Annotated in this window: 12 protein-coding genes and 1 pseudogene; 3 read left to right on the forward strand and 10 right to left on the reverse strand. The window is 35.7% G+C overall.

Translation table 11 applies throughout. From position 1 onward, the window contains the following. Positions 1-5: 5 nt before the first annotated feature. On the reverse strand, positions 6-1,703 hold the full coding sequence (ilvB, locus tag NSED_RS06335; RefSeq protein ID WP_232212387.1) for a biosynthetic-type acetolactate synthase large subunit: 1,698 nt from the start codon (positions 1,701-1,703) through the stop codon (positions 6-8). A gap of 226 nt (positions 1,704-1,929) precedes the next feature. Here ilvB and NSED_RS06340 point away from each other — a divergent pair, with 226 nt between their 5' ends. Then, positions 1,930-2,328, forward strand: coding sequence for a YybH family protein (locus NSED_RS06340; protein ID WP_014965427.1), 399 nt, complete (start codon positions 1,930-1,932; stop codon positions 2,326-2,328). Positions 2,329-2,331: 3 nt separating this feature from the next. Here the strand turns inward: NSED_RS06340 and lsrF are convergent, their stop codons facing one another. Genes lsrF through NSED_RS06355 form a run of 3 tightly spaced genes read right to left on the reverse strand, consistent with a single transcriptional unit; the run spans position 2,332 to position 4,682 of the window. Then, on the reverse strand, positions 2,332-3,303 hold the full coding sequence (gene lsrF / locus NSED_RS06345; RefSeq protein ID WP_272942430.1) for a 3-hydroxy-5-phosphonooxypentane-2,4-dione thiolase: 972 nt from the start codon (positions 3,301-3,303) through the stop codon (positions 2,332-2,334). A 24-nt stretch (positions 3,304-3,327) separates the two neighbouring features. Beyond that, positions 3,328-4,356, reverse strand: a complete 1,029-nt coding sequence (locus tag NSED_RS06350) for a zinc-dependent dehydrogenase (protein ID WP_014965429.1) — start codon at positions 4,354-4,356, stop codon at positions 3,328-3,330. Between the two features lie 32 nt (positions 4,357-4,388). Further along, complete coding sequence (locus tag NSED_RS06355) at positions 4,389-4,682, reverse strand: V-type ATP synthase subunit F (protein WP_026090104.1); 294 nt, start codon at positions 4,680-4,682, stop codon at positions 4,389-4,391. An 88-nt stretch (positions 4,683-4,770) separates the two neighbouring features. On the opposite strand from NSED_RS06355, the gene NSED_RS06360 reads away from it, so the two are divergent. Beyond that, positions 4,771-5,070 (forward strand): hypothetical protein, encoded by a 300-nt coding sequence (locus NSED_RS06360; protein WP_014965431.1) that lies wholly within the window; start codon positions 4,771-4,773, stop codon positions 5,068-5,070. A gap of 1 nt (position 5,071) precedes the next feature. Here the strand turns inward: NSED_RS06360 and NSED_RS06365 are convergent, their stop codons facing one another. Beyond that, positions 5,072-5,323 carry a hypothetical protein gene (locus tag NSED_RS06365; protein ID WP_014965432.1) on the reverse strand — a complete coding sequence of 84 codons (252 nt, stop codon included), beginning with the start codon at positions 5,321-5,323 and terminating at the stop codon, positions 5,072-5,074. A gap of 48 nt (positions 5,324-5,371) precedes the next feature. Next, complete coding sequence (locus tag NSED_RS06370) at positions 5,372-5,674, reverse strand: hypothetical protein (protein WP_014965433.1); 303 nt, start codon at positions 5,672-5,674, stop codon at positions 5,372-5,374. Between the two features lie 34 nt (positions 5,675-5,708). On the opposite strand from NSED_RS06370, the gene NSED_RS06375 reads away from it, so the two are divergent. Further along, positions 5,709-6,458, forward strand: coding sequence for a metallophosphoesterase (locus NSED_RS06375; protein ID WP_014965434.1), 750 nt, complete (start codon positions 5,709-5,711; stop codon positions 6,456-6,458). Here NSED_RS06375 and NSED_RS06380 read toward each other — a convergent pair whose 3' ends face one another. The 4 genes and pseudogenes from NSED_RS06380 to NSED_RS06395 all read right to left on the reverse strand — a co-directional run bounded on the left by NSED_RS06380 (position 6,459) and on the right by NSED_RS06395 (position 12,619). Beyond that, positions 6,459-6,911 carry a hypothetical protein gene (locus tag NSED_RS06380; RefSeq protein ID WP_014965435.1) on the reverse strand — a complete coding sequence of 151 codons (453 nt, stop codon included), beginning with the start codon at positions 6,909-6,911 and terminating at the stop codon, positions 6,459-6,461. Positions 6,912-6,951: 40 nt separating this feature from the next. Beyond that, positions 6,952-10,193 (reverse strand): annotated as a pseudogene (carB, locus tag NSED_RS11080) (carbamoyl-phosphate synthase (glutamine-hydrolyzing) large subunit). A 3-nt stretch (positions 10,194-10,196) separates the two neighbouring features. Beyond that, positions 10,197-11,294, reverse strand: coding sequence for a glutamine-hydrolyzing carbamoyl-phosphate synthase small subunit (gene carA / locus NSED_RS06390; RefSeq protein WP_232212399.1), 1,098 nt, complete (start codon positions 11,292-11,294; stop codon positions 10,197-10,199). A 131-nt stretch (positions 11,295-11,425) separates the two neighbouring features. After that, positions 11,426-12,619 carry an AAA family ATPase gene (locus NSED_RS06395; protein WP_014965437.1) on the reverse strand — a complete coding sequence of 398 codons (1,194 nt, stop codon included), beginning with the start codon at positions 12,617-12,619 and terminating at the stop codon, positions 11,426-11,428. Positions 12,620-12,628: the final 9 nt, after the last annotated feature.

The following is a 12,628-nucleotide window of genomic DNA, read 5'->3' on the forward strand; positions in this document are numbered from 1 at the left end:
AATCACTAAGAGGGCAAGATCATTTCTTCAAGCGAAGTTCCAGGAGCTACAAATGGCAATACATCTTCTTCAGGATCAATTGGAATATCAATTACTGTTGCAACATCGCTGCTTAATGCAGTTTTAATTGCCTTGTCAAGTTCATCCATTGATTGAGCTCTGATTCCTTGAGCACCATAAGACTCTGCTAATTTAACATAATCAGGACAGCTTTGTTGGTCCACACCTATCATTCTTCTATCATAGAAAGTTCTCTGCCATTGAGCTACCATTCCCAATGTAGAATTGTTTAAGAGAAATACGATTACAGGAATATCTTCCAACACTGCAGTTGCAAGTGAATTTTCAGTCATAGCAAAGCTTCCATCACCTGCAATGTCAACTACAGGCACATCAGGTCTTGCAACTTTGGCACCAATTGCTGCAGGAAATCCCCATCCCATTGTACCAAGTCCAGTGGAGCTAAAGAAAGTTCCAGGTTGAATTACATCATAAAATAATGAGGCCCACATTTGATGTTGGCCTACTTCTGTAGTCACAACAGATTCTTTTGGTAACAATTCACGGAGTTTACGTAAAATTTTAGCAGCACCCATTTCGCCTGGATGAAGTTTCAAGTTTTCTTTCCAGTAAGCTTTGGTCTCTTTGACATGTTTAATCCAAGGAGTCTCTTCAGATTTTTTGACAGCTCGCTGTAAAAGCAATTTTACCATTACTCTAAGATTTACACGTACATCTCCAATTACAGCAATTTGTGCAGTTTGGTTCTTACCAATCTCTGCAGGATCAACATCCATATGGATAATTTTTAATCTCTTTTCAAATGCCTCAAACGTACCAACAGACCTGTCAGAAAATCTAGTACCAATTGCCAATACACAATCAGCTTCGGACATCATTTTGTTTGCCTCTGCATGTCCATGCATTCCAATTGGCCCTAAGGACAAAGGGTGATTTTCAGGAAATGCACCTTTTCCTTTGAAAGTAGTTACAACAGGAAGCATAAGAGTTTCAGCAATAGCTTGCAATTCAGCAAATGCAGATGATATTATAGTTCCACCACCAGCTAATATGATTGGTTTTTCTGCATGAAGTAGCATATCAATTGCTTTCTCAACATTGGCAATATCAGGATCTGCCCAAGGATGATATCCTTGAATTTTAAATTCGTCTGGAAAATTCATTGGCTCTTCATTTGTTTGTACGTCTTTTGGGATGTCAATTAACACAGGTCCAGGTCTCCCTGATTCAGCAATGAAGAATCCTTTTTTTACAACTTCTGGAATTTCACCAGCAGTTCTTGGTTGAAAAGCATATTTTACAACAGGGTTTGCCATTCCAATAATATCACTTTCTTGAAAAGCATCTTTGCCTATCATTCCAACAGGTACTTGTCCAGTTACTGCAATCATCGGAGCAGAATCAGCTTGTGCAGTTGCAATTCCAGTTAAAATATTGGTAGCACCAGGACCAGATGTTGCAAAACACACACCTGGCTTTCTACTAACTCTGCCAAATCCATCAGCCATGTGGGCTGCGGACTGTTCATGTCTTGTTAAGATGTGTCTAATATTACAACGAGCAAATTCATCATACATCGGAAGATTTGCACCTCCAGGCAAGCCAAATACTTGTTTGACGCCTTCTTTTTCCATAGCCACCATCAAGGCTTTTGCACCTGTCATACTTTCCATTTTATTCATCAAATCAGCTTCCATAATTTTAATCTAGTAAATTTTAAGCACACTTTACAGTTGAACAATAAGAGGCAAACAATTGCCAAATATTCCTGTTAATGTAGTGTTCATTGAAATCAAAAAAATAATCAATTGATAATTAATAAAGATTCTCTGAATAATAATCGAGTTTTTGCGTATTTTGCTACAGAAGACTTAAACTCAGAATTTTCTTATCCGAAATTGAGCTGTTTTGACAGATAATGAAGAAATCATCAATGTTATTGAGACATTGTTTCAAGCAGGAATCACAAAAGAGCTATCAGTGCTAAAAGACATTCATCTGAATGATCCTAAATTTTCCAGTTTCAGCGATTTGCCCCCATATGATCTAAAAGACTATCAAAATACAATTGAACTTGAAGAATTAAAATTTGTCAGCATCTCAGATTATTCTTATGAAATAAAGAATCCGAAGATCAGTATATTTGGAGAAACAGCAGTTGTGGCATTAGAATTAATTCAAAAAGGAATGTTGGTAGATACAAAAGCATACACAGGTGAGCATATGGAAATTAGTGGACGTGCAACGTTTGTACTGGTAAAGCAACCAACATGGAAAATTGCACATATCCACCTATCAAAAATTTAGTAATTATTTCTGATTAAGATTTGGTTTGTTTTGATTAGGGTTGTTTGGTTTGTTTGGTTTGTTTGGTTTGTTTGATTTCTTTTGATTAGGGTTGTTTGGTTTGTTTGATTTCTTTTGATTAGGGTTGTTTGGTTTGTTTGATTTCTTTTGATTAGGTTTTTTCTTTGATTCCTCACTAACTAATTTTTTGTATAGTTTGAATGCTTGATCAACGTTTTGATTGTTGTGGACAATTGCTCTAACAGCCCTTATCATTGAAACGGGATGTTCTGATTGCCAGATGTTTCTGCCCATATCAACACCAACTGCGCCTCCTTTGATTGCATTGTATGTTAATTGTAAGGCATCACGTTCTGGAATCTTTTTCCCACCTGCAACAATTATTGGAACAGGACATGATTGGACAACTTTTTCAAAATTATCACAATAGTAAGTTTTGACAATATGAGCTCCTTGTTCAGCAGCTACTCTACATGCCAATGACAGATATCGGGCATCTTTACCAAGCTCTTTTCCTACTGCAGTTACTGCCAATACAGGCAAGCCATATTTTGCAGCTTCACTAACTAGTTTTCCCAGATTGACAATTGTTTGGTATTCATATTTTGAGCCTACAAAGATTGACATTGCTAGAGCACTAGCATTTAGTCTAATTGCATCTTCAATAGACACGGTTATGTCTTCTTGAGACAAATCCTCTCCAATAATACTTGACCCACCAGATACTCTCAACACCATTGGAGTATCAGTGGTTGCTGGCACAGATGCTCTTTGAACACCTCTAGTAAGCATAAGAGAATCACAATGTTTCAAAAGAGGTGCGATGACTTTTTTTGGGTCTTCTAATTTTTCAGTAGGGCCAAGAAAATATCCATGGTCTACTGCTAACATTAATGCGCGATTATTTTGCGGTTTAATTATACTGGAAATTCTATTTTTTAATCCCCAATCCATATCTCTTCGATTTTGAAGCAATAAAAATCCCTTCTTAAGCGTTTCTTATTTTGTAATAATTATTTTCATAGCATTTTCACCAGTACGTGCATGATCAAATGCTTTTTGAGAATCAGAAATAGTGTAAGTATGAGTGATTAATTGTTTCACATCAATTTGAGAAGACTCGATTAAATCTAGTGCTTCTTTAGTATCAAAATCAGATGCAGCATAACTTGTAACAAGGGTAATCTCTTTTGAATAAATTTTACTCATGTCTAAATCAAGTTTTGCACCTTTAGATGGAACACCGAACATCATTACAGTACCGCCTTTTCTTACCAAGTCTATTGCATCATCTAACGCTTTGAGACTACTGGTAGCAACTATTGCCAAATCTACACCTCTACCATCTGTATCATCGTGAATCTTTTGCTTTCTATTTTCATCCATAGAATTTATTGACTCAGTGATGTTGAATTTTTTTGCAAAACCCAATCGAAAATCATTTACATCAAAACAGAAAATTTTTGAGAATTTTTTGGCATGAGCAAGCATTACATGCATCATTCCAGTTGGACCAACACCGAAAATTGCGGCAGAGTCACCTTCACGATAAGAACACTTTGACCAAGCCCTAACACAACATGCCAAAGGTTCAATCATTGCAGCTTCTTCAAAACTAAGAGAATCAGAAATTTTTAAAACACCACCATGGGAAACATTCCAAGATGGGACAACATATTCTTCAGATAGACCACATGGAGAGAGATTTGTTTCATAGTATTTTTGACACATTGTTTCATATCCATGATTACAAAAATGACAATCATAGCATGGAACATGATGATGAGTAAATACTCTGTCACCTTTTTTGAAATCAGTTACATCAGAACTTGCATCCAATACAATACCAGCAGGTTCATGTCCCAAACGCATAGATGGTTGCCCATATTGACCAAAAACTTTTTCCAGATCAGAACCACAAATCCCACAAGCTTGCATCTGAACTAAAATTTCACCAGACTTTAACTGAGGTTTTTCTGTTTCATCAACAGAAATTACAGATGGCTCTTTAACAGATGCAGTTTTCATGGTAGAACTTTGAAAAATTGATTATAAGTAGATTATACGCCAAGTATCTTCTTTAGCATCACTCTGTAATCAACTTCAGTTTTTTCACTTCCAGTTGCAGGTAATGCAAACACCAAAGTTGATTTTTCAGCTCGAAGTGCAGTTAATTCATCGTTAATAGATTCTGTAATATCATCACTTACTAAAACAAGACCAACGTCAGAATCATCAGTTAATGTTTTAATTTCCTCTAATGCTTTTTGAGGATTTTCAGAAATTTTACCTGGAATTCCAGCTAATTGGAAGCTAGTTACAAAAGATTTGCTTCCGACAGTAAAGATTTTCACAGTTGAGAATTTTGTCCGTTCTAATTTAACCCTTTTTGGCGATAATAGATCAGGAAAGGTTGATTTAGTTTGAAAAACCAGTGAATTTATGGCAGAAATTGACACTCAGAAAGACGTCTATTTGTTCCTGCATGGAAGAATGGATCTTAAAGAAAAAGCAACAAATGCATTGACTGCAAAAGGATTTGCAGCAGATAAAATCATCATGGCCTTGCCAACTAAAGTTGGAGAGGTAGGAGATTACATGGCAATGTTATGGATGCCTCCAAATCCAGATCATATCAAGATTCAACAAATCACCAAAGTTGAAGAAGTAAAACCGGAAGGAATGATAGGTCTGTGGAAAGGAGCTTCAAAAGAAGACATAGACTCTATTCCATTAGAGTAGGTCAGCTAAATCCAGCACCAAACTCATTACCTTTTTCTAAAACATCACTTGAGTCAGAATGTTTTAATTTTCTATAAAGTAATGCCTCGTAAACCATCTTCAAGGCGTTCTCGTCATCAAGATCACAATCTTCTTTGATCTGATTTTTGTATTTTTCTAGTTTAGCAACATCTTGCTCATCAGGAGAAATATCATCATGAACCATAAGATTGGCAATTTTTTCTATTTCAGAATTTTGTTGGTCATCATCCATAATTTAACAATGATTTTCCAGTTATTAATAAGTTCGAATAATTGATCATTACAGATCATCAATTAGACCTGAAAGAAAATCAGAAAATTCATCATCAGAAAAAACAATCTCTTCCACTTGGTTTTGGTGTCTAGCAAGATGAGCAGACTCCAAATGATAGCAAATAGTTTTTCCAATTAGTTTTCCAAAGTAAAATCCAGGACAAGAGCAGTAATTAGAATCAGGATCAATCCAATGTTCTTGGCCTTTTCCAACAACAGTCCAAATCTTTCTTTGTGTGGGCTTGAAAACATGCAACTTTACACGTTTTTCAGAAACAATAGATTGGATTCGGTCCAGATCTTTGTTCATAAGGGTTTAATCAGATATCTACAGTATAACTTTGATGTTACAAACTAGAATCGTTCCATCAAAACCTGCACTGATTTTAGAAGGTAAAAAAAAGAATCTGGTTATTACAGATATCCACATTGGGTTTGAAAATAGCATGGCATCAAACCAAATATTCATAGGCAAAAATTCAACAATTAATGAATCAATTCAAGAATTATCTCAAATTATTGATTTAGAAAAACCAGACTCAGTTATTTTGTTGGGAGATATCAAATCAAGCATCAAGAACATATCAAGAAATGAATGGGATGAAGTCCCATTATTTTTTAAAAAAATAAGAGAAAAGTGCGATGTAACTCTAATTCCAGGCAACCATGATGCGAATATTCAGAGGTTAGTGCCAGACAATATTTCGATGATTAGTTCAACAGGGATGGTTGAAGAAAATGTTTTGTTAACACATGGACATACAATGCCATCAGAGAACTTTTCTCACGTAGATAAGATCATTATGGGTCATGTTCATCCAGTTTTTTTCCAAGAAGATTCAATCATGAACGGGCAAAGAGTGTGGGTTTCAATCAAGACAGAAAAAGAAAATATCTTCCCCAATAAACCAGGGGAGATCGAAATAACAATAGTTCCATCATTTAACAAATATTTTTACGCAACACATAGGAAACAATACAAAAAATCTATTTCTCCAATTATTAATAAAATAAAAGAGATATCAAAAGCAAAAATCATAACGTTGGATGGGACAATAATTGGAACCGAGTCAGACATCAAGCAAGTGATTTGATCAGATAAATTTAGTAACAAACATTCCTTTGAAAGCACAGTTAGGACATCTTTGTGATTTTGCCCATGTTTTGACAGTTTCAGAATATGCAACACGCATTTCATAAGAGTTACCACAATTTTGACATGAGACATTTGATAGATAGCTGTTCTTGTTCCAATCATCATTTGGTTCACGAGTAAATTTAGCAATCAAATCTCTTCCTTTCTCAGAAATGCGGTAAAGAGTCAAATCATGAAAACCAGGTTTATCATCAAACGGAATTCTTTGGACGAGTCCATTTTCATCAAGAAAGACCAAAATATCTTTAAGCTTAAATTCTGCAATCTTTATTTTTACAAAATTCTTCTTTACACTATTTTTTAAATGAATAAATCTAATTCCATCAGCATCAAATTTCTCAATTTTACTTAGAACTTCATCAAGTTCATCATCAGAGAATTTTTTTGCCATAATCCTTTTTTTGAAATACTTGTGTTTATGTTTTTAAAAATTATTCATAATTATCATAAGGCTCGATAGGATCTTTTGTGGTTTCATTATTTCTTAACCACTCTAATGTTTTTACAAAAGAATCGGCCATCTCCATAGTAGTAAGTACAGGAATTCCCAATTCAAGTGATTTGCGTCTAATCTGATATTCATCTTCAAGCATTCCAACATATTTTTCCAGTGTAGAGGTACTTGGAATGTTTATAATGAAATCAATTTTTCGCTCATATAACAAATCAGAAATGTTTGGTTTTCTTTCAGGTTCTGAAATTTTGTGCACAATCTCAACCTGACCGATTTTTTCCTCAAAGAATTCGGCAGTATGCTCTGTTGATAAAATTTTGAATCCTAGTTGTTTGAGTTTTGCAATTGTTGGAAGCAATTTTTCTTTGTTTTGTGCACCGCCAACTGTAACTAGTGCAGACCCCTTATCAGGCAAATTATACCCGACAGACGTCAATCCCTTAGATAGTGCATCATAGAAACTATTTCCAAAACACGCAGCCTCACCAGTAGATTGCATCTCAACACCTAACGCAATGTCTGCGCCTTCTAATTGCATGAATGAAAATTGTGGGACTTTGATTCCATAGTTGGTTATTTTTTGCCATTTATTTTCAGGGATTTTAGGCAGAGGTTTGTCCAAAATGGCTTTGGCGGCAAGAGAAATCAGGTTAATTTTTACTAATTTTGAAACAAAGGGCATGGAGCGAGAGGCTCGTATGTTTAGCTCTATCACATACACGTGGTCATCATGAACCAAAAATTGCAGATTAAATGGTCCTTTGATATTAAATGTCAGAGCAATCTTTTTTGTATATTCATTTATGGTTTCAATAATTTTATTGCTTAAACGCCATGGCGGAATTACCATCATAGCATCCCCAGAATGAACACCTGCACTATCAATGTGTTCAACAATTGCACCAATTACAACTTCCTTACCATTGCTAATTCCATCTACATCTACTTCAAGTGAATTTAACATAAATTTTGAAATCACAACAGGATGATCAGGGGATACATCAGTTGCTTCTTTGACATATGTTTTGAGTTCTTCTTGAGACCAAACGACTTTCATTGCAGCACCTGACAAAACATAAGATGGTCTAACGATTACAGGAAATTCAACTTCCTGAGCAAAAGATTTTGCTTCGTTAAGATTGGAAAAGGCTTGCCATAATGGTTGTTGAATGTGTAGTTTATCAAGTTCTGCACTAAACTTGGAACGGTCTTCTGCTCTATCAACATCTTGTGCACTTGTACCTAAAATATTCACACCGTGTTGTGCAAGGCCTGGAGTTAAGTTATTAGCAGTTTGTCCACCAACACATGTGATTATCCCTTTAGGGTTTTCAAATTCTACAATGTCCAGAATTCTTTCCTGAGTTAGTTCTTCAAAATACAATCGCGTGCAAATATCATAGTCAGTTGAAACTGTTTCAGGATTACAATTAACTACTGAAACATTTTTTTCCCCATTCTCTTGAAGACCCCAAACCATGTTAACAGTACCCCAATCAAATTCAACACTACTGCCAATTCTGTAGGGACCTGCCCCAAGTACTATGATTCCTTGCTGATCTTTTGGAACCTCTATATCATTAGAATGCCCACCATATGTCAGATACAGATAGTTAGTTACTGCAGGCCATTCAGCAGCCAATGTATCAATCTGTTTGACAGAAGGAATTACGCCTAATTTCTTTCTCAAACCACGTATTTCATCAGGAGTGGTGTCTTTGGCACGAGCTATTTGTTTATCAGAAAATCCAGTTTTTTTAGCCTCCCAAAGTAGATATTCATCAAGTTCTAATTTTTTGAGTTTTTCTTCAATATCTACAATATTTTTTATTTTTCTATAAACCAAGGATCAATAGTAGATAGTTTGTAAATTCGTTCAACTGAAATTCCCATCTTCAACGCAATTGCAACATGATAAAGAATGTGATCATCATGATGAGATAACTTGTAATCGATATCTTCTTCAGTATATTTTTGGCCATTTGTACGATTCAGAACTAATCCATCATTTCCAATATCTAACATTCGAATTGCTTTTTGGAATGATTCTTCAAAGGTTCTACCAACTGCCATAACTTCTCCGACAGATTTCATGGTAGGCCCAAGTCGTCTATTTACTAATTCAAATTTGTCAAAGTCCCATCTAGGATGCTTACATACAATATAATCAAGAGAGGGTTCAAAGCAAGCTGTTGTGCTTTTTGTAATTCTATTGACTAGTTCAGATAAATTGTAACCCAAACCAATTTTTGCAGACATGTATGCCAAGGGATATCCTGTTGCTTTACTTGCTAATGCAGATGAACGTGAAAGTCTTGGATTAATTTCAATTGCAACATATCTATCAGAAACAGAGTCGAGGGCATACTGAATGTTGCATTCACCTACAATTCCAACATGTTTTGTTGCACGCAATGCTGCAGAACGCAACATATGATATTCATGGTTATCAATTGTTTGCGATGGTGCAACTACAATGTTATCACCAGTGTGGGCTTTCATTGAAAGAACATTTTCCATGTTACAAACAATTACATTATTTCCGTCATAGTCTTGCATTACCTCATATTCAATTTGCTTCCAATGGCCAATGTATTCTTCAACTAGAACTTGCTTGACAAGACTAGCTTTGAGACCGCGCTCTACAATTTCGTGTAATTCAATTTCATTGTAAGCTACACCACCACCTCGGCCTCCCAGAGTATACGCCACTCGAATGATTACAGGATAGGATAGTTCTTCGGCGGCTTTTTTAGCATCTTCAAAATTATTTACAGTCTTACTTTTCAGTACCGGTACACGGCATTCCTTCATGGAATCCTTGAAAAGCTGCCTATCTTCGGTTTTCTGAATCCCAGGAATCTGGGTCCCAAGCACATTTACGCCATATTTTTTGAGAATGCCAGCCTCATCCAGATTTACTCCACAATTCAGGGCAGTTTGTCCCCCATATGCCAACATAATCCCATCAGGTCTTTCTTTTTCGATAATTGATTCAACATATTCAGCATTTACAGGAAGTAGATACACTTGATCAGCAAATCTTGTGTCGGTCTGAATGGTTGCAATGTTCGGATTAATCAAAACACTGTTTATGCCATCTTCATGAATTGCCTTGAGACACTGACTTCCAGAATAATCAAATTCACCAGCTTCTCCGATTTTGATAGCCCCACTTCCCAGTACAAGAATTTTCTTCAAGGATTCATTTTTAGGCATTTTTTATTTCTCCATGAGTTTTTTTAATTCTTCAAAGACAAATTTACAGTCAAAGGGGCCAGGAGCAGCTTCAGGATGAAACTGTACTGCAATACAATTTTGTTTTTTGTGTTTAATACCTTCTACTGTTTTATCATCAGCATTTGTAAACCATAACTTAAAATCAGATTTTTCAATAGATTCAGGGGTGATTCCATACCCATGATTCTGACTTGTAACATATACTTGATTATTTTCTAAGTTGATGCAAGGTTTGTTTTGTCCTCGATGTCCATACTTTAGTTTGTAAGTTTCAGTATTTCCTGCAATCCCGATTATTTGTGCACCTAAACAAATACCCAATGTAGGAACATTATTTTCAATTAATTTTCTAGCAGTATCAATTGTATTGGGACATTTTTGCGGATCACCTGGACCGCTACTTAGAACTACACCATTAGGATTGTAAGACATGATTTTTTCATACGAAGTATCCCATGGAACTAAAATTGCCTTGTAACCTAGTTCACGAACATTTCTTAAAATTGCATTTTTTGCACCAGTGTCAACTACAACAATGGATTTTTCATCATTGCCAAATACTTGTTCCTTCTTTGTAGATACTACATCCATGAACTGTTCAGAATCATAATGCTTTGCAGACGCAAGTTGCTTTTTTATTGACTCGACATCAATCTCAGTATCAGATACAGCAAGGGCTGCCATCATGACACCACTAGTTCGAAGTTTTTTTGTCAATTCCCTAGTATCAATACCTGAAATTCCAGGTACCCTTTCATTGTTCATCCATTCGTCCAAAGTCATCTTAAGATTCCAATGGCTTGCAGTTAACGATAATTCATGAACCACTAGACCGCGAATTTGTATTTTATTAGATTCAAAGAATTTTGGTATTCCGTCATTATCTTTGATTGATGGATCGGGAACTCCATAATTTCCAACTAAAGGATATGTCAATGTGAGAATTTGGCCATTATAAGACGGATCAGTGAGAGCCTCAGTATAGCCGACCATTCCAGTATTAAAGACGATCTCGCCAAAAACAGTTGTAGAATAACCAAAACCTTGGCCATTAAGAACAGTACCATCGTCAAAAATCAGTTTTCCAAACTTGTTTGCGTGGTTTGATTTCTTTGTAGTAATTGTGACCCTCGTAAAGTCCGAGTCATTAAGAATTTAAGTTTTGTGCGTAATGAAGATTCGAAAATTTGATCGCAAAAAATAAAATTTGATCAGAGGGCTTGGAACTCTTCGCTCCACTTGTGATAAGCACGAATCATTTCAGTGGAGACACTAGGCTTTCTTCTTGACATAATATTTTTGAAATCAGCAGTTACTAGTTCTCGTGGTTGAACAGGTTCCTCTCCTTCAACTGGTTCATGGTAATCAGGTGCATTGAAAATTTCATGAACTGTTTTAATTTGTGCAGCTTGGCAAATATCTTTAATATCACTTGCACTGTATCCATCAAACAATTTTGCCAATTCAGCGTTATTGACTCTATAATTTTTATTTAATTTAGCAGTGTATTGCTTAAAGAGATTTTCTCTTGCTTCTTGTGTAGGCAAGGAAACGTAAATTCTCTTTTGAAATCTTCTAAGAAATGGCCAATCAAGGCTCCATGGTTTGTTTGTTGCACCAATTACATACAACATCAAGTCTTTACCTTTACCATTAACACCGTCCATTTCTGTTAAGAATTGATTTTTGGTTCTTACTTCTCCACCCACTTCACTATTTCTAGAACCCAACAGGGAATCCACTTCATCTACAAATAAAATTACAGGTTTGCCTTCTTTTTCAGCATACTGTCTTGCCATAGCAAATAATTTTGAAACATTCTTTTCTGCTTCACCTAACCATTTACTCATCATAGATGATGCATCCACATTTATGAAATAACCATCCATTTCATTTGCAGTTGCTGCTGCAAGCATAGTTTTTCCTGTTCCTGGTGGACCATACAACAACATTCCCTTTGGCCATCCAAGAGGAAACAAATCAGGTCTTTTAGTTGGATATACAATTGATTCACGCAATGCACTTTTTGCATCATCTAAACCAATTACTTGATCCCAAGTAACATCAGGTTTTTCTTTCATGATTAATTCTTCAAAATCATTTTCATTTTCTTGTCGCTGAACAGATTTCTTTTGTTCTGCCTCAGAAGCTTTAGGGTCAACTGCAGGCTCAACACCATGGGCCTGTTGTAACGCATTAATTCTACCATGGTAAGAGTTACATCGTTCTTTGTAGATTTGATTCAATTTGCTGGTTGGATAAAGTTGTAATAATTTTACGAGAGCATCAATTGCATGTTGATAATTAGTAATTGCCATCCCGCGGGCACCTTGTGAATCAAATTTGATAGCTTCAGAAGCATATTTGCTTGCTGTGTTTTCTAATTCTTGGGGGGCTAAACTCATTCTAATTAC

The sequence above is a fragment of the Candidatus Nitrosopumilus sediminis genome, from assembly GCF_000299395.1.
Taxonomy (GTDB): domain Archaea; phylum Thermoproteota; class Nitrososphaeria; order Nitrososphaerales; family Nitrosopumilaceae; genus Nitrosopumilus; species Nitrosopumilus sediminis.

Bases quoted from the DNA above. Each gene is read 5' to 3' on its own strand.
- ilvB (WP_232212387.1), bottom strand. From the start codon at position 1,703: ATGAATAAAATGGAAAGTATGACAGGTGCAAAAGCCTTGATGGTGGCT.
- NSED_RS06350 (WP_014965429.1), bottom strand. From the start codon at position 4,356: ATGAAAACTGCATCTGTTAAAGAGCCATCTGTAATTTCTGTTGATGAA.
- NSED_RS06360 (WP_014965431.1), top strand. From the start codon at position 4,771: ATGGCAGAAATTGACACTCAGAAAGACGTCTATTTGTTCCTGCATGGA.
- NSED_RS06365 (WP_014965432.1), bottom strand. From the start codon at position 5,323: ATGGATGATGACCAACAAAATTCTGAAATAGAAAAAATTGCCAATCTT.
- NSED_RS06370 (WP_014965433.1), bottom strand. From the start codon at position 5,674: ATGAACAAAGATCTGGACCGAATCCAATCTATTGTTTCTGAAAAACGT.
- NSED_RS06375 (WP_014965434.1), top strand. From the start codon at position 5,709: ATGTTACAAACTAGAATCGTTCCATCAAAACCTGCACTGATTTTAGAA.
- NSED_RS06380 (WP_014965435.1), bottom strand. From the start codon at position 6,911: ATGGCAAAAAAATTCTCTGATGATGAACTTGATGAAGTTCTAAGTAAA.
- NSED_RS06395 (WP_014965437.1), bottom strand. From the start codon at position 12,619: ATGAGTTTAGCCCCCCAAGAATTAGAAAACACAGCAAGCAAATATGCT.